The sequence below is a fragment of the Bacillus sp. 5RYD7K genome, assembly GCF_059831465.1.
Map to the genome: position 1 here is coordinate 771,987 of NZ_CP191200.1, position 16,743 is coordinate 788,729.

The window sequence follows — 16,743 nt, forward strand, 5'->3', positions numbered from 1 at the left end:
TCGCCAGAAGGAATGTGATTTATACGAAAGGATTAAGAAATCTCCTTATTATTTTGGAAAACCGCCGGCACAGGTATGGATGCCCATTTCGGCGTATTGTGGTCAATTCGGACGACAACGACCGTCATATCGTCTTCGATTTGGCCGGCACGCGTTCTGATGACCTCTTCCATTAATATATCAGCGATTTCCTGCGGGTCTTCGGTTTTCAGCCCTTTCATTTTCCGTTTCATCCACAGGTCGTGGTTTTCTACGTGCTTCGGCCCTTCAAAAATACCGTCACTCATCATGACGAGCAGATCTCCCGCTTTCAGCTGTTCACTTACGACCTCCACATCAAATTCATTGATAATGCCGATCGGCAGATTGCTGGCCTGCACTTTCATGACTTGATCTCCCCGCTTGATAAAACTCGGCGTTGAACCGACCTTCAAGAATTTACAGCTTGCATCCTGAAGATCAATGATAGAAAGATCGAGAGTTGAGTAGATTTCATCTGTCGTCCGTAAAGACAGAATACTGTTGATCGTTTTGATCGCGATTTTTTCATCAATCCCCGATTCGAGAATTTTTTCGAGAAGTTTAATCGTTTCATTGCTCTCATAATGGGCCCTCGCCCCATTGCCCATGCCGTCGCTGATCGCGGCCGCATACTTTCTCGCCCCCAGTTCCATCATGCTGTAGCTGTCGCCGGAGACAAGGCCCCCTCCTTTTGCCGCGTGAGCCGCGCCTGTCGATACCCGGTAAGACTTGGTCGAACCGAACGCGACATGGCTGTAGCCATTCGGATGAGCCGAGTGCTGTTCGCTTTTGACAAGTATCTGCTCCTCAAGAATGTCAGACAGCATCGGAGCGATAATTTTCTCACTCTCGCCGTGCCCGCCGCTGAACGGGATTGTCATTTCAATATCAATATTGCCCTGCTCCAAGCTGTATATCTCAACATGCTGAATCTCGATTCCGAAATGCTGAAGCGCCTCTATCATTTGTTCTTCCTGAATAAAATGCTGCTCCCTCTCCCGTTTTATTTCCCGAGAAAAGTCCGCCATGACCTCAGAAACCCCCAACAGCTGCTCGGCAACAAGCCTTCTGCTGTCCTGAACTTTTCTCTTCAGTGTCAGATGGGCGTGATGATGGGCAAGTTCGTCTTCAATCAGCTCTTCCACCTGTCTGGATTTGGAACAGTGCTGCTGAAACTCCTTTTTTAATCTGCGGTTTGAGGCATACTGTTTTTCCTCTGTTTCATGCATAACTTGTTTCATTAAATCATATGTTTTATCAAAGTTTTGAACCCAGCATTTGCTTTTCTTATAACAGGATTGGCAGGAATGCTCGGTGATTTTGCTTAAAAAGAGATCCACTTCCCCTTCTTCAGCCTGCTCATCGGAAGACGTCTGATGAAAAGTAGCAAAGCTCTCCGACAAGGCATGAAACACATTGGAGAACTGATCTACTTTCTGGGCAGTGACATCTCTGATTTTTCTCGCGTACTGTTGCTGTTCCTGGCTGTGCTCAGCAGTGCCCGGTATGTATCGCGCCACCTTTTTCGTAATAGACTGGGGCGTAATTAAAAACAAGGCAACGGCGATTAAAGATTCGTAAAGGGTAGTCATTAATCCGGCAGACCCTTCTCCATATAATGAAATCAGCAGTGAGCCGATCACCAATCCGACTGCGGCGCCGGCTTTCTTGCCTTCCTTCAGCAGTCCGCCAAGAAGCCCGGAAAACGCAAGCAGACTCATTTGATAGAGATTGCCGATATTCGCAAGCCCGAGAATCAGCCCGGTCACAACACCGACAGTACAGCCGATGCTTGCTCCGCCGACAAAGGAAAAACTCAGAACCACATAACGGGCCAGTATATGCTCGGCCTGCATTCCCTGAAACGAAACGCCTGCAAGACCGGTTAAAACGGATGCGATCAAGATCATAAAACAGATGATTTCTTCTATTTTTAATGATTGTTTCACTTTTTTGATCGTGAAGATCGGCAGACTTTGCAAAAAGATCAGCGTCAAAATAAAGGCCAAGCCCGCCTCGACAACAGCCATCACGCAGTCATAAGTGGTAAAAGCGCCGCTATCAAAATATACAAAACCGATTCTCGCGGCAGCCATAGAGAAAAACACCACGATCGGCAGCATCTTCACCCGGTCCTGCATGATATATGTACCGATTTTTGAAAATAGAGTAAAGACGGCCAAAGCTGTGAGAATCAGCAAAGAGTGTTTCGGCGAAATGGTTAACGCGCCTGCAAGTAATGACAGACAAGCATAGAAGGCTTTATCTCTTCTGATCAAAAGCATCGCCCCGAAAAACGGCAGCGCAAACGGAAGAACCTCAGATAATATAAAAGCCCGTCCAAGCAGAAAACCGATCACGACATAAATGAAACCCTTATAGAAAAAAAGTGAATGTGCCTGATGAACCGCAAGCTTTGCAGCCTTTTCAAAAAACGATTGCAGTTTTTCCAGAGCTTGTCCCGCCATCGGCCCGTTCACTCTTCTTTCCGCTTTTTCCATTGCTCTCATCCCCCACCTGTTTTATTCGTTGCTTGTCATTATAAATGAAAGCACAGATAGGATTTTGTCAAAAGAAGGTAACGATTCCAAAGAACTCTTCGACGCTTTCTCCCTTGTTCCCCTTTCCTTTCTTATTTCCTCCGACATTTCTCAAAAAGTTGTCTAAATATGAAAAAATCGGCTTCTGCAACAGAAGCCGATTCGCTTGATGACCCGTACGGGATTCGAACCCGTGTTACCGCCGTGAAAGGGCGGTGTCTTAACCGCTTGACCAACGGGCCAAATATATATGGTAGCGGCGGAGGGGATCGAACCCCCGACCTCACGGGTATGAACCGTACGCTCTAGCCAGCTGAGCTACACCGCCATATAAGGTGCTTATAAGCACAAGTTATATAATACAAAGGTTTCTTCATTCCGTCAACAGAAAGTTTGAAGTTTTAATTTTCTGACTACAGGGATATATACAAAAAAAAGCACCCGCGGGATAGACGGATGCTCCAATGTATTTATAGAAAGCAGCAAGTTATCCTCTTCTTGCTCCGCGCCCTCCACGTTTTGATTCCGTGTTTCGTTTTAAAGATGATAAGCGGTCTTCGCTATCTTTAAGAAACTTGTTCATTTTCTGTTCAAAAGATTCTTTCGGACGGAAATCATTTCTAGGTCTGGCTTGCGGACGGTCTTTAGCTTTTTTAATTGATAAACCAATTTTCCCGTCTTTTTCAACGTTGATGACTTTCACTTCAACTTGATCGCCGACTTTTAAATGCTCGTTAATGTCTTTCACATAATTATCGGCTACCTCACTGATATGAACGAGACCGGTTGAGCCTCCAGGCAATTCAACAAATGCTCCGAAATTTGTAATACCTGTTATTTTCCCTTGCAACTTGCTGCCAACTTCAATCGACATAAAAAAAGTGCTCCTCCTTAGGCTTATAAAAAGATCGTTTGTTTAATTATACCTAAATAAAAATTTAAGTGTCAACAAGGCTACTTGCTCTTCTTTTCTACATTGAAGAGAATCTCACCATTTCCTGACATAAACAAGTCTCTTCTGGCAAGCTCTGTGACGTAATCCTCATCCTTTAATTTGGAAATTTCATCTTTTAAATCAGCCTGTTTCGCGTCCAATTCTTTCACTTGTTTTTCCAGCTGAGCTTTCTTTTCTTCGTTTGCGCTAAGGGAAGAGGTCTGTGACCACAGAGAACCCGCTAAGACAATAGCCGTCAACAACACAAGGGCGCCGAATACGATCAACCGTCTGAAAAGCCCTTTCCGCCTTCTTTTCATAAGCTGGGATTGCCGCTCAACCTGCTCTTTATAGTCGTTTTGAATTTCAGTTATTGTACGTTCTCTAGATAGATTCAAACCAGACGGTCCCCCTTTCATCTTTTCAAAATACGTATCATGGTCGATCTGATTGTTATGATTAGTTTCTTGCTCTTTTGTAAAAATCCTGCACTTTTTTGAAAATATCGTTTGAAAGTAAGACGCCACTTTTCAGGAAGAAGTTTCAATAATTGTTTCAACAGGAAGAACAGCGGATGCAGCAAAAACGTTACGATCTTAAAAAGATACTTCACAAAAAAGGCGCTCACCCGATAGGAGTATAAAGAAATAAACGTGATCAGCCCGATGAGCAGCTTAAAAAGCAGAACCACCGGACGGAACAGCACATGCTGAATGAGCTTTTTTGCAAATTGATAAAGAGATACCCCAAGATGGATGGCGAATTTCAGTATTTTTATATACATTCGTTTAAACAGGCTTTGGTACGTCGCAATTCCCAGTAAGACAGCCAAGAAAATGTATATCCTGAGTTCACCTTCATTCACGTTGAGCAGTACATAGAAAAACAGCAGACCTTGTACAATCCAAAAAAGAAGGTCATGAATGAATAACAGCCATCTGGCCGTTTTGGCGCGGCTGACAAACAGCCTGTATGTATCAAGCGACGCTCCGAGCCAGGCGCCCATACCGGTCATTGCCAGCATCGTATAAAATTGAGTCGTCAGCGTCATTTAAACAACTTGCTAAAAAACCCTTTAGCTTTATCCCCTTGCTGCTCGTCTAAATATACAAGGTCAAACACCCTGCCCTTTATAGATACAATCCCTTTTTCCACATCAAGGTTTTTCATCTGCAGGTTCTCGCCTCTGACGGAAAGCATTCCCATAACCGTTTCCAGCAAAAACTCTTCGTTGTCAAAACTTTCTACATGCTTGACGCCCGAAATGTCTAAATGCTTTCTCCCTTTCATCGTTACATCATGCTGTTCCGGAACAGAAGAAGAACCTTTTTGCTCATAATATGAATTCATCTATTCAGCCCCCATATCCTCGATACTTTTAGCATTATTACTGCATTGTATGAGGCGGGAGCTTTGTTTAGAACAAGCCTATTCGCCGAGTTTTTCTTCTTTGACGATTGTATACATGCCCGCGGCTTCTTCTTTTTTGGTTGTTTCTTTCAATTCGTTTACCTTTACAGTGACAAGCTTTTGGCCGAAGCGGACCGTCAGTTCATCGCCGGCTTTTACGTCTGAGCTGGCTTTCGCCTGATTCCCGTTAACGGTGATTCTCCCCTGGTCGGCGACCTCTTTCGCCAAAGTGCGGCGCTTAATTAATCTGGATACTTTTAAAAACTTATCAAGTCTCATATTTAGAATCTCCTCTCCATTTCTTTTGCTTCATCCCACAATTTGTCCATTTCCTCAAGTGACATTGCGGTCAATTCAAGTCCCTTTGCCGCCGCTTCTTTTTCAATATAAGCAAAACGTCTGCGGAATTTATCATTTGTCATGGCGAGCGCTTCCTCAGGCTCAATTTTATAGTATCGGCCGATATTGACCAATGCAAATAAAATATCGCCGAATTCAGCTTTTAAGCTGATTTCATCTGTTGATTCGGCGGAAGCCTCCGCAGAAAATTCCTTCAGCTCTTCATTTACTTTATCCCATATATCCTGAACGTCATCCCAGTCAAAGCCGGTTTTTGCGGCTTTTTTCTGAAGCTTGGCCGCTTTTGCAAGAGAAGGCAGTGTTTTCGGTACGGCATCCAGCAATGAAGAGGATGTTGTTTGCTTTTCCGCCTTTTTGATTTCTTCCCAGTTGGCGACAACATCATGTTCATCCTGAACCTTAACATCCTTAAACACGTGCGGGTGCCGTCTGACCATCTTCGCGCTGATGTCTCTGATGACATCATCAATTGAGAAATACCCTTCGTCTTCTCCGATCTGGGCGTGAAGCATAACCTGAAGCATGACATCCCCGAGCTCTTCTATCATGTGATCCGTGTCCTCTTCGTCAATGGCCTCAAGCAATTCGTAGCATTCCTCAATCATATATTTCTTTAATGACTGGTGTGTCTGCTTTTGATCCCACGGACAGCCGTTCGGCCCGCGAAGCTCACGAATAATTCTTCGGAATGCGGAAAATTCCTGGTAAAGGAGTTCTTCTTTTTTAATCGGCGGAACATACACACTTGTTAAGTTATTTATCTCTACATTGCGGTCAAGTTCAAACAAAGGCACTTTGGTGATCTTTTCTCCCTTGCTTCCGGCTGCCGTTACGATGACCACTTCATAGTCGTCAGGCAATTTTTCCATGAGTGTCAGCTTCACCTCAGAAGCTGTCATCTGGTCATAAACCTGGCAAATGATCAGGTGATGGCGGAGCTCAAGCTCATCCGGTGTCATGGTTTGCGCATCTGTAAATTGAAATCCTTCAATCGGATCAATTCGCAATGCATTAAAGGTGGCATCCAGAAAGCTTTGTCCTCCGGCGGTATGAACCGTCACCTGCTGTTCTTCCCGGCGTTCAAATAACAGCTGAACGGTTTTCTCAGCGACAAACGGATGGCCGGGTACAGCGTAGACGACATCCTCTTGCTTCGCTTTTTCAAACAGAATGTCCGTGATCTCTTCATAGACCGCTTCAAACTGATCGTGCTTTTCATAAATATCATCAAAATACCGGATATCCGCTGCAGCCTCTTGCTCTAATTCCGGAATCAAAGGGTGGTCTTTCGTTCTTATATATAGATGCTTCGCCTGAGTCAGCAGCTTATGTACGCCCACTGTCAACTGATCCATGTCACCGGCGCCGAGGCCGACGACCGTAATGTTACCTGCCATGTTTTTCTCTCCTCTTTTTCAATTTGCTTAAAGCATTGCCGAAAGGAAGGCTGCTCAGCTCTTCGTCCGTAAATATCTTCATTCTCATCATACAATAAATAAACAAAAGCCCCCCGATGACTGACGCAGACAGACTCTCACATACTGCTCCGGTTCTGCTGACGGGAACGAATAACTGCCAAAGCTTCGTATACACGAGCAGAAAAGAAGCCATCAGCAGAGTGCACCAGCACAAACGGGCAATTATGCCGCCGATATTCGTCAGCCAGCCCTTCGACCAAATTCTCTGCAGATTCAGGCACGCGGCTGCGGCAAATGCCAAGACGGTCGCCAGCGCCGCTCCTGTAATACCCCAGCCCGGAACCAGCCAAACATTCAGCACCCATTTCAACGCCCCTCCCGCCAAGACGGACACAGCAGGGAAGACGGTATGGCCCGCGCCTTGCAGGATCGCAGCTGCCGTAAGCGCAATCGAAGCAAAAAAGATAGATAAGCTGAATATTTGTAAGGTCTGCGTCCCCTCACTGTTTTGGAAAAGCATGATGTTCACCGGTTCTAAAATGCAAAAAAGTCCGGCCGATGCGCCGATCCCTACCGCAAGGCAGAGCTTAACGGCAGAGGTCGCTTTCTCTTTTATAATAAACGGCTTGTTCCCATGCACCGCTTTTGAAATGGAGGGAACAAGAGATGCGGCGATACTGACGGCAAACACGGTTCCCAGCTGAAGAAGCGGCTGTCCGCGGTCATATATGCCTTTCAGCTGTTTCGAAGCATGGCTCTTTGTCCCGTCTGACAGCAGTGAATATAAGTTTAAGGCGTCTACGAGCTGAATCAAAAGCATAAGTACACTGCTGATACAGATGGTGACTGAATAAAGCAGCAGCTTTTTTACAATGATACCTGTTTCGATATGTCCGATGTCCGTCTTCTTGTCTTTCCGCTTGTACCAGAATAAGGCCAATACGCAAAGAGCCGCCAAGCTTCCGGCAATTGATCCAGAGGCCGCCCCTGCACCTGCCGCATATAATGAACGGCCGCTTTTCAAAAGCCAGAAAGATAAACCGAGAAGCACCGCCACTCGAAGAAGCTGTTCGGTGATCTGGGATAAGGCGGACGGCATCATATCATGCACGCCTTGGAAATACCCCCGGAAAACTGCCGTAAACGGAAACAGGATAAAAGCGAACGCCCCTACCCGTATCAGCAGTTCAAGGCGGGCGTCACCCATAAAACCGGCCAACGGCGCCGCGCCGGCATACATGAGCACAAACAGTATAAGTCCGGCCGCCGTGACATAAAGGGCGGAAATTTTCATTATTTTTTGTTTATGATCGCTATAATCGTTCATTAATTTTGAGATGATCACCGGAAATCCGGATGTTGAGAGCATGACCGCGATGCCTAAAAACGGATACACCTGCTGATAAATGTAAAATCCGACGTCACCGACAATATTCTGAAAAGGAACTCTGTACACGGCGCTTAATATCTTTGTCACGATGCCCGCAACAACAAGCACAAAAGCACCTTTCCATGCCGATTGCCGTTTGGCGCCAACTGAATCGTTCATCCAAAAGCTCCTTCCAGCCGCTAGAAAATTACGTCTATAAAACGAGCTTATTATATCACAATCCTAACGGCCGAACCGATAGTGAACACATATGAAAAAGAACAGCACTTGTTTAAGAGCTGTTCTTTCCCCGTTTCTTATTTCAATAATGGTAATAAGACCTACTGTTCCATTTGTCTCGCCAAAAAGCTGGCTGCCGTTTCTACCGCTTTGTGTTCTACCTCTCCAAGTGCCTGTTCTTTAGAAAAAATGACCACGGCACCGATAGGATCGCCATTCGCCACGATAGGAGCGATTGTATAGGAGCTCATGTCTTCATCAATGTCATTAACAAGCTGTGCGGATTTTACGTCATTTTCCAGCAGCGAGCTGCGCTGGTCCATCGTTTTTTCGAGCAAATCGCTGATGGATTTGTTCAGAAATTCTTTTTTGGAGCTGCCCGAAACGGCAATATACACGTCACGGTCGCAAATCAAAACGGAATGGCCGAGACTGTCATACAATGCATCCGCATATTCTTTCGCAAAATCGCCAAGCTCACTGATAGGAGAATATTTTTTCAATATAACTTCTCCGTCGCGGTCAACGAATATTTCAAGCGGGTCTCCTTCCCTGATTCGCAGTGTTCTCCGAATTTCCTTAGGGATGACGACCCGTCCTAGATCATCAATACGACGTACAATACCTGTAGCTTTCATCTCTCTGGTGCCTCTCTTTCATGTGATGATATTTAAGGGAAAGTACTACTTTATGTAGCTTCCGCCACTCGCTTGAAATTAGTATCCGTCACATCAAATGTAATATACACCAGAGAGTAACAATTTTTATGAGGACGCGATTGTCTCTTTCTTCACATCCTGAAGGCCTTTCAGCATGCCGAGCACGGTCTCCAGCCACTCTTCGGTTTTGCGGCCTTTCGTCTGCACTGAGATTTTCAGTTTTTTCCCTTCCATTCCCAGTCCGATCTGCCGGCCGTATTTATTGCCGAGTTCAAACAATTTCTGGCCGTCAATCTGGGCGCTGGCCTCTTCCGAAATAGTGAATCTGACCGCGTCCTTATCCTGCTTGATGAGTTCGACGCGTTCATATTTGCCGTACACCTTCATCTCAGCAACTGTAAACAGCCATTCAACCTCTTTAGGATAACTGCCGAACCTGTCGATGATTTCATCTTGAAGCTCATTTTTCTCCTCAATTGTAGCGATTGACCTGAAGCGTTTATACATGTCGATTTTTTGCTTGCCGTCTTGTATATAGTTTTCAGGAATATAAGCGTCCAGCTCGATATCGATTTCTGTCTCAAACTGTTCGCTTTTCGGCGTATCGCCTTTACGCTCTTCAATGGCTTCTTTGAGCATTTGCGAATACAGATCAAAACCGACTGAGTCGATGAAACCGTGCTGCTGGGCGCCGAGAAGGTTCCCCGCTCCCCTGATCGTCAAGTCACGCATGGCAATTTTAAACCCTGATCCCAGCTCGGTAAATTCTTTAATCGCCTGCAGCCGTTTTTCCGCCACCTCAGTAAGCACTTTGTCTCTGCGGTACGTAAAATACGCGTACGCGACACGGTTGGAGCGGCCGACCCGTCCTCTCAGCTGATACAGCTGAGACAGCCCCATTTTGTCTCCGTCAAACACAATCAAGGTATTGACGTTCGGTATATCTACGCCTGTCTCAATAATGGTCGTGCTGACGAGGACATCTGATTCCCCTTCCAGAAAATTAAGCATGACGCTTTCCAATTCATTTTCGGTCATTTTTCCGTGGGCGTATGCCACTTTCGCATCGGGAACAAGCATGGAAATTTCGTCAGCCTTCCGCTCGATATCATCCACGCGGTTGTACAAGAAATATACCTGTCCTCCGCGCGCCAGTTCTCTTTCGATGGCTTCTCGTACAAGCGCGCCGTTGTATTCCACGACATATGTCTGGACAGGGAAACGGTTTTCCGGCGGCGTTTCAATAACAGATAAGTCCCGCACACCGAGCATGGACATATGAAGCGTACGCGGAATCGGCGTCGCCGTCAGAGTCAGCACATCGACATTGGCTTTGATCTGTTTGATTTTTTCCTTATGCGTAACGCCGAAGCGCTGCTCCTCGTCGATGATGAGCAAGCCGAGATCTTTATAGACGACATCTTTAGATAAGAGCCTGTGGGTTCCGATCACGATATCTACTGTTCCGTTTTTCAGACCTTTGAGCGTTTCATTAGATTCTTTTCTCGTTCTGAATCGGCTGAGAAGACCGATGTTAATCGGATAGTCTTGGAAACGCTCCGTAATGGTTTCATAATGCTGCTGTGCGAGTATGGTCGTCGGTACAAGGAGCGCGACCTGTTTTCCGTCGGCGATCGCTTTAAAGGCCGCACGGATGGCCACCTCCGTCTTCCCGTAACCGACATCACCGCAAAGCAAACGGTCCATCGGGCGTTCTCTTTCCATGTCCTTTTTAATTTCCTGAATGGATCGGAGCTGATCATCTGTTTCCTGATAAGGGAAAGAAGACTCGAACTGACGCTGCATTTCATGATCCGGCGAGAACGCATAGCCTTTGCTTGCTTCGCGTTCCGCATAAAGCTTAATCAGATCATCGGCAATATCCTGAACGGAGTTTTCAACTTTTTTCTTCACCCGTTTCCATTCACTGCCGCCCAGCTTATAAAGCTTCGGTTCCTTTCCTTCAGAGCCGACGTACTTCTGCACCTGGTCGATTTGTTCTACCGGGACGTACAGCTTATCACTGCCCTGGTAATGAATGTTGAGGTAATCTTTATGAATGCCTTTGATTTCAAGTGTTTCGATCCCCAAATACTTACCGATCCCGTGGTTGACGTGGACGACATAGTCACCGACTTGAAGCTCAGAGTAGCTTTTGATCCGTTCGGCATTTGTCAGCTTCTGCTTTCTCGGCTTCTTCTTGATTCGGTTTTTGAACAGCTCTTCCTCCGTAATGACGGCCAGCTTCATCAGCGGCAGTTCAAAACCGGATTGCAGCTCGCCTTCCATGACATAGACCTGTCCTTGTACAAGCGCTTTGGAGCTGTCCGTTTTGGCGGCTTCAATTTCGTAATCAGCCAGCACGGACGCCAATCTGTCGGTTCTGTCCTTATTTGCGCCTAAAAAGACGACGGTGAAGTTTGATTTCTTAAAGCGCTCCATTTCACCGGCGAGCACATTCATCTGCCCGTGAAAACTCTGCATCTGCCGGCTTGTCACATTCACGATATTTTGAGGGCTTGTATGCTGAACATGACGCAAAAATAATGAAAAGTAAATGGCAGGACGCCGCTTCACGGCCATAATCTCCTGAAAGCTGAAGGATAAATTGATGTCATGCAGAATTTTTCCTTCTTCCAGCAGACTTGTCATGAATTCGGCTTCTTCTTTTTGGAGCTGATCCTCCATTTCATGAATCCGGCTGACCTCGTCTAACAATAACAAGGTGTCTGACGGTGTATAATCTAGCAAACTAGCAGGCTTTTCGTAAAAGTACGAGAGATACTTCACAAGTTCCTGATCAGTCTGTCCCGTTGATAACCGTTCTTTATCATGTGAGATATTGATATGAAGCATTTCCTTTTGTTTGTCCTGCTTCAGCTTCTTCAGACTGTCGGCAAGCCCTTTATCGAGCCTTTCCATCGCGCGGGCTTTTTCTTCCGCCCGGATAATCAGTTCCTTCGCCGGTCCGATGGCCACCGTTTTTAGCGTCTCAATTGATCTCTGGTCATCAGAGTTGAAGCTTCTGATGGAGTCGACCTCCGTATCAAACAGCTCAATCCGCACCGGATGTTCTGACGTCAGCGGATAAATGTCGATTATTCCGCCGCGAATACTGAATTCACCAGGTGCAGAAACCATATCGGAACGCTCATACCCCACCTCTACAAGGCGTGCAGACAGCTGATCCTGTTCTATATCGTCTCCGAGTGATATGGCGATTTGGCTGCTTTTCCACAGTTCTTTCGGCGGAAGCATTCTTCTCAGTGCCGCAACGGGCGCCACTACGACAGGCGCTTCTCCGTTTGTTAATCTATTAATGACATCAAGCCGCTGAGCGCGCAGTTCAGGACTCGCCACCGCAATTTCTGAAGAAATCAATTCATTTACGGGGTATAAAAAAACAGATTGATCCCCGAGAAGCGCCGTCAGATCTTCCGTCACTTTTTGGGCCTGATATAAATTATGAGTGATAAAGAAAATCGGCTTTTTCGTTTCCTGTGCAAGGGCGGAGGTAAAAACAGAACGCGCGGAACCTGACAGACCCGCAAGCAGCTGTTCCTTCAGCCCCTCATGTAAACCGTTAACAATGGATTTGAAATCATCGCTTTCTTTAATAAAGGTTTGAATATTGTCCATATGGGCCCCTCCTCTCTATTTTCTGCAAGAACAGAAAAACGCTTTGGTCTAGAATCTACACCAAAGCTCATTATTGAATAAATGTGTTGTGTTCATGGTAGTGCGGATTGCGTTCCAGCGCCTCTTGGCAGTCTTCACAAATTGTAAGAACATGGACATCTCCATTGTCTTTATATGAAATCATATCGTTTCTTTCCTCATTTGTTAAGTGCTGAAATCCAAGTGACTGTGTCGGCACCGACGAATACTCCAGGCTCCCTACCTTAAAACCGCAGTGGCGGCAGAAATAATGCAAAGCCATACATTGGACCTCCTGATGTGAAAAAATCATTTTTCCCTAGTATGGTCTCCCATTATTTATCTTATACATTTGCATTAAATTCGTTCATAACTTCTAAAAATGGTTTCGTTAAGGAAGCTTCGCAGGCTTTTACGGTTTTTGAGACGGCATCATTGATATGCGGCGCTTCATCTTTCGTAAAAGCGCCCAGCACATAATCAACGACTTTCATTCCGTTGATGGGACGGCCGATTCCGATTCTGACCCGGTCAAATTCAGGGGTTCCGAGGTGCTGAATAAGCGATTTAATTCCGTTGTGTCCGCCTGCGCTCCCCTTCGTCCGGAGCCTGATTTTGCCCGTCGGAAGATCCAGGTCATCGTATATGACTTTCAAATCTTCATGACCGGCATCATAATAATCCAATAGCGGCCGCAAACATTCCCCTGATAAATTCATATATGTAAGCGGTTTAACAAGTAGAACTTTTTTTCCGGAAACAAAACCGATTCCGTAAAGTCCGTTGAATTTCGTTTTATTCAATTCAATATTCCATTCTTTAGAAAGCTCGTCAATGGCCATAAAGCCGACATTATGTCTCGTGTTCTCGTAGGTTTTTCCCGGGTTACCCAGACCGGCAATCACAAGCATCGTAAATCCTCCCTCAACATCGCTGTAATTCTTCTCATTCTAGCACAAAAGACGTAACCTCGGGCGGGTTACGTCTTAAAGCGCTTATTGATTTTCTCCTTCGGGCTCTTCCTCAGGAGACGGTTCTGCATCTTCTTCGAATGCTTCCTGCTTAGGAGGAAGGATGGAAGCCACGACTTCTTCCGGGTCGTTTGTAAATGTATAATTGCCGTCAGCAGTCAGATCTGCGATGGTCAGCGCATCATTCATTTCAAGCCCGGAAATATCAACATTGATTGTCTGAGGGATGTCCTTCGGCTTAGCCTTGATCGAAAGCTCATGCAGCGGCTGCTGGATGATGCCTCCGTCTTTGACTCCTTTCGCCTCTCCCGTCAGCTGAATCGGCACTTCTGCCTCCAGCTCCTCACTCATATTCACGACTTGAAAATCGGCGTGCGTCAATTCGTTTTTAAGCGGGTCTGTCTGAAGATCAGTCACCATAACCGATTGCTGATTTCCGTTGACATCAATTGTGATAATCGTGTTTTTTCCTTCGTCCCGCAATGTTTTAAGCAATTCGACACTGTCTAAAGAGACAGCCGTGTTCGTTATTTCTTTACCGTATATAATCCCTGGAACATGTCCTGAATGACGGATTTTCCGAAGCGTCGAACGTTTAAAATCTGTTCTTTCATTTGCTTTTAAAGTTGCCATATTCAGCACCATCCTAATTATCGTTTTATCGTCCTATTAGAACAATACCCACAATAACTGGGATTTAAACCTTAAAGTTTCGGTTTAGCTGAATAAATAGCTGACAGATTGTTTCTCGTGAACACGGATAATCGCTTCAGCCAGAAGCGGTCCGACAGAAAGCTGCTTAAAGCGTTCGATTTTTTTCTCTTCAGGAAGCTTAATGCTGTTCGTTACGACAAGCTCCTTGATTTTAGAGTTGTTGATCCGCTCAACCGCAGGGCCTGACAATACAGGGTGCGTACAGCATGCATACACTTCCGCGGCTCCGTTTTCAACCAGCGCGTTTGCGGCAAGTGTGATTGTGCCGGCGGTATCAATAATATCATCAATCAGAATCGCGGTTTTTCCTTCCACGTTACCGACGATGTTCATCACTTCCACCTCATTCGGTCTAGGACGGCGTTTGTCGATAATTGCGATCGGCGCTTTCAGACGGTCCGCAAGTTTGCGGGCGCGCGTTACACCGCCGTGGTCAGGAGAAACAATGACGATATCTTTCAAGTCTTTACCTTCAAAGTAATGGCCTAAAATCGGAACACCCATTAAGTGGTCAATCGGAATATCAAAGAAACCTTGAATTTGCGGCGCGTGTAAATCAAGCGCGATCACGCGTGTCGCACCCGCTGTTTCAAGCAGGTTTGCAAAAAGTTTTGCCGTGATCGGTTCACGTGATCTTGCTTTTCTGTCCTGGCGCGCATAACCGTAGTACGGAATCACAATGTTGATTGTTTTCGCGGAAGCGCGCTTTAAAGCGTCCACCATAATCAGCAATTCCATGATGTGCTCGTTGACCGGCGCACTTGTAGACTGAATGATATAGCAATCACAGCCGCGAATACTTTCTTCTATGTTGATCTGGACCTCTCCGTCACTGAATCTTGTAACAGAGCACTTTCCTAATTGAACTCCTACATTATCCGCGATTTCTTTTGCAAGTTCTGGATTTGAATTCAAAGAAAAAATCTTTAAATTCTTATCTCCGTATTCGTTAGACATGGTAAACCTCCGATTTTAGGATTATTTTTTATGAATATTTTTCACATAATCTTCTTTATTTACTTGTCTTGCTCTGGCAATGGCAAGCGCTTCGCCCGGCACATCTTCAGTTACGGTTGAGCCTGCAGCGACGTACGCGCCTTCTCCCACTGTGACAGGAGCGACCAGATTGGAGTTGCAGCCAATAAACGCGCCGTCTTCAATTTTGGTTAAATATTTTTTCTTCCCATCATAATTGACCGTGATGGAGCCGCACCCGAGATTGACGTCCGTGCCCACTTCGGCATCACCGATATAGCTTAAATGAGATGCTTTGCTTCGGTCGCCGAATTGTGTTTTCTTGATTTCCACAAAGTTTCCGATCTTCACTTCATTGCCGATTGCGGAATCAGGTCTGATGTGAGCAAAAGGACCGATATTTACATCATTCCCAACTTTGCTCCGGTTGACAACGGATTGTTTAATCACAGTGCGGCTGCCGATCGAGCTGTCCTCTATCTCAGTGTGAGGGCCGATGACGCATTCATCGCCGATTTCAGCTTGTCCCTTTAACACAGTTCCGGGATAAATAACTGTATCTTGTCCGATACGTGCGTCAGGTGAGATGTACGTATTCATCGGATCGATTAAAGTGACTCCGTTTTGCATATGCCGTTTGTTAATACGCTCTTTCATATACATTTCAGCCTGAGAAAGAGCGACTCTATCATTCACTCCGAGCGTCTCTTGGAAGTTACCAGTCTGGTAAGCGGCAACAGTTTCGCCTTCGTCTTTGAGGATTTCGATTACATCCGGCAGGTAATACTCGCCTTGGGCATTTTCATTCGAAACCTGTTCGATGACACGAAAAAGAGCCTCGTTATCAAAACAGTACGTTCCCGTGTTGATTTCTTTCACAAGACGTTCTTGCTCCGAAGCATCCTTATGCTCCACGATTTTTTGAACGGCGCCGTCTTCTCCCCGGATGATTCTTCCGTATCCGGCGGGATCGTCGGCAACGGCCGTTAACACCGTGGCTTTTGCGCCTTTGTTTGTATGTTCATTCAGCATGGCTTCCATCGTCTCCGCCGTCAGAAGCGGTGTATCGCCGCAAATAACGATCGTGACACCTTTCTCTCCGTGAAGAAATGGTTTTGCCTGCTTGACTGCATGAGCCGTACCGAGCTGTTCTGCTTGGAGAGCGTAATCGCTTTTCTGTCCGAGCTGCTTTTTCACATCTTCGGCGCCGTGTCCTACGATGGTGACAAGCTTCGCTAAAGATAATTTCAGAGCCTCGTCTGCGACGTGCTCTACCATAGGCTTTCCGCATACCGGATGAAGGACCTTATAAAGCTTAGATTTCATTCTCGTTCCTTTTCCGGCAGCTAAAATCACTGCAAACCGCTTATCCATTTAATGGCCTCCAATATCCCTTTTATCCATAGAAAAATATATCCTAAATAGCTGTTGATTTCAAGAAGACATCAAAAAGTGCAAGAATTTTCTATGTAATC

15 protein-coding genes and 2 tRNA genes are annotated in these 16,743 nt (G+C 45.8%); all 17 read right to left on the reverse strand.

The genetic code is table 11. The features are described from left to right. Window positions 1–32: 32 nt before the first annotated feature. The 17 genes from spoIIE to glmU all read right to left on the reverse strand — a co-directional run bounded on the left by spoIIE (window position 33) and on the right by glmU (window position 16,642). Entirely contained in the window at window positions 33–2,522 is a 2,490-nt protein-coding gene (gene spoIIE, locus ACQE26_RS03885; protein WP_500470707.1) for a stage II sporulation protein E, read from the reverse strand. Window positions 2,523–2,731: 209 nt separating this feature from the next. Then, a tRNA-Glu gene (locus ACQE26_RS03890) sits at window positions 2,732–2,803 on the reverse strand. A gap of 9 nt (window positions 2,804–2,812) precedes the next feature. Further along, window positions 2,813–2,889: transfer RNA gene (locus ACQE26_RS03895), tRNA-Met, on the reverse strand. A 159-nt stretch (window positions 2,890–3,048) separates the two neighbouring features. Next, entirely contained in the window at window positions 3,049–3,435 is a 387-nt protein-coding gene (locus ACQE26_RS03900; protein WP_004264630.1) for a S1 domain-containing RNA-binding protein, read from the reverse strand. 80 nt (window positions 3,436–3,515) lie between these two features. After that, window positions 3,516–3,893 carry a cell division protein DivIC gene (gene divIC, locus ACQE26_RS03905; protein ID WP_016936533.1) on the reverse strand — a complete coding sequence of 126 codons (378 nt, stop codon included), beginning with the start codon at window positions 3,891–3,893 and terminating at the stop codon, window positions 3,516–3,518. A 17-nt stretch (window positions 3,894–3,910) separates the two neighbouring features. Beyond that, window positions 3,911–4,546: a spore cortex biosynthesis protein YabQ gene (gene yabQ / locus ACQE26_RS03910; protein WP_500470709.1), complete on the reverse strand. Its 636-nt coding sequence runs from the start codon at window positions 4,544–4,546 to the stop codon at window positions 3,911–3,913. Further along, window positions 4,543–4,845 (reverse strand): sporulation protein YabP, encoded by a 303-nt coding sequence (gene yabP / locus ACQE26_RS03915; protein WP_004264638.1) that lies wholly within the window; start codon window positions 4,843–4,845, stop codon window positions 4,543–4,545. The genes yabQ and yabP overlap by 4 nt, the downstream gene beginning before the upstream one ends. A 78-nt stretch (window positions 4,846–4,923) precedes the next feature. Then, entirely contained in the window at window positions 4,924–5,184 is a 261-nt protein-coding gene (locus tag ACQE26_RS03920) for an RNA-binding S4 domain-containing protein (RefSeq protein ID WP_007409934.1), read from the reverse strand. Window positions 5,185–5,186: 2 nt separating this feature from the next. After that, entirely contained in the window at window positions 5,187–6,662 is a 1,476-nt protein-coding gene (gene yabN / locus ACQE26_RS03925; RefSeq protein WP_500470710.1) for a bifunctional methyltransferase/pyrophosphohydrolase YabN, read from the reverse strand. Then, window positions 6,652–8,232, reverse strand: a complete 1,581-nt coding sequence (locus ACQE26_RS03930; RefSeq protein ID WP_500470711.1) for a putative polysaccharide biosynthesis protein — start codon at window positions 8,230–8,232, stop codon at window positions 6,652–6,654. Before ACQE26_RS03930 ends, yabN begins: the two co-directional genes overlap by 11 nt. Window positions 8,233–8,393: 161 nt before the next feature. After that, the gene (spoVT, locus tag ACQE26_RS03935; RefSeq protein WP_438421062.1) at window positions 8,394–8,930 is read right to left on the reverse strand and encodes a stage V sporulation protein T; all 537 of its coding nucleotides are present in this window, start codon (window positions 8,928–8,930) and stop codon (window positions 8,394–8,396) included. A gap of 126 nt (window positions 8,931–9,056) precedes the next feature. Continuing rightward, on the reverse strand, window positions 9,057–12,590 hold the full coding sequence (gene mfd, locus ACQE26_RS03940; protein WP_500470712.1) for a transcription-repair coupling factor: 3,534 nt from the start codon (window positions 12,588–12,590) through the stop codon (window positions 9,057–9,059). Between the two features lie 70 nt (window positions 12,591–12,660). Then, a complete protein-coding gene (gene fin / locus ACQE26_RS03945; protein WP_016936527.1) occupies window positions 12,661–12,891 on the reverse strand; it encodes an anti-sigma-F factor Fin in 231 nt (76 codons plus the stop codon). 61 nt (window positions 12,892–12,952) lie between these two features. After that, entirely contained in the window at window positions 12,953–13,519 is a 567-nt protein-coding gene (gene pth, locus ACQE26_RS03950) for an aminoacyl-tRNA hydrolase (protein WP_500470713.1), read from the reverse strand. An 84-nt stretch (window positions 13,520–13,603) separates the two neighbouring features. After that, window positions 13,604–14,212, reverse strand: coding sequence for a 50S ribosomal protein L25/general stress protein Ctc (locus tag ACQE26_RS03955; RefSeq protein WP_060963770.1), 609 nt, complete (start codon window positions 14,210–14,212; stop codon window positions 13,604–13,606). 84 nt (window positions 14,213–14,296) lie between these two features. Further along, on the reverse strand, window positions 14,297–15,250 hold the full coding sequence (locus ACQE26_RS03960; protein ID WP_013350761.1) for a ribose-phosphate diphosphokinase: 954 nt from the start codon (window positions 15,248–15,250) through the stop codon (window positions 14,297–14,299). A 21-nt stretch (window positions 15,251–15,271) separates the two neighbouring features. Beyond that, entirely contained in the window at window positions 15,272–16,642 is a 1,371-nt protein-coding gene (gene glmU / locus ACQE26_RS03965; RefSeq protein WP_060963771.1) for a bifunctional UDP-N-acetylglucosamine diphosphorylase/glucosamine-1-phosphate N-acetyltransferase GlmU, read from the reverse strand. Window positions 16,643–16,743: the final 101 nt, after the last annotated feature.

What these genes read in the sequence shown, in the direction of transcription:
- spoIIE (WP_500470707.1), bottom strand. Translation starts at nt 2,522, where the DNA reads ATGGAAAAAGCGGAAAGAAGAGTGAACGGGCCGATGGCGGGACAAGCT.
- ACQE26_RS03900 (WP_004264630.1), bottom strand. Translation starts at nt 3,435, where the DNA reads ATGTCGATTGAAGTTGGCAGCAAGTTGCAAGGGAAAATAACAGGTATT.
- yabQ (WP_500470709.1), bottom strand. Translation starts at nt 4,546, where the DNA reads ATGACGCTGACGACTCAATTTTATACGATGCTGGCAATGACCGGTATG.
- yabP (WP_004264638.1), bottom strand. Translation starts at nt 4,845, where the DNA reads ATGAATTCATATTATGAGCAAAAAGGTTCTTCTTCTGTTCCGGAACAG.
- ACQE26_RS03920 (WP_007409934.1), bottom strand. Translation starts at nt 5,184, where the DNA reads ATGAGACTTGATAAGTTTTTAAAAGTATCCAGATTAATTAAGCGCCGC.
- yabN (WP_500470710.1), bottom strand. Translation starts at nt 6,662, where the DNA reads ATGGCAGGTAACATTACGGTCGTCGGCCTCGGCGCCGGTGACATGGAT.
- ACQE26_RS03930 (WP_500470711.1), bottom strand. Translation starts at nt 8,232, where the DNA reads ATGAACGATTCAGTTGGCGCCAAACGGCAATCGGCATGGAAAGGTGCT.
- spoVT (WP_438421062.1), bottom strand. Translation starts at nt 8,930, where the DNA reads ATGAAAGCTACAGGTATTGTACGTCGTATTGATGATCTAGGACGGGTC.
- mfd (WP_500470712.1), bottom strand. Translation starts at nt 12,590, where the DNA reads ATGGACAATATTCAAACCTTTATTAAAGAAAGCGATGATTTCAAATCC.
- fin (WP_016936527.1), bottom strand. Translation starts at nt 12,891, where the DNA reads ATGGCTTTGCATTATTTCTGCCGCCACTGCGGTTTTAAGGTAGGGAGC.
- pth (WP_500470713.1), bottom strand. Translation starts at nt 13,519, where the DNA reads ATGCTTGTGATTGCCGGTCTGGGTAACCCGGGAAAAACCTACGAGAAC.
- ACQE26_RS03955 (WP_060963770.1), bottom strand. Translation starts at nt 14,212, where the DNA reads ATGGCAACTTTAAAAGCAAATGAAAGAACAGATTTTAAACGTTCGACG.
- ACQE26_RS03960 (WP_013350761.1), bottom strand. Translation starts at nt 15,250, where the DNA reads ATGTCTAACGAATACGGAGATAAGAATTTAAAGATTTTTTCTTTGAAT.
- glmU (WP_060963771.1), bottom strand. Translation starts at nt 16,642, where the DNA reads ATGGATAAGCGGTTTGCAGTGATTTTAGCTGCCGGAAAAGGAACGAGA.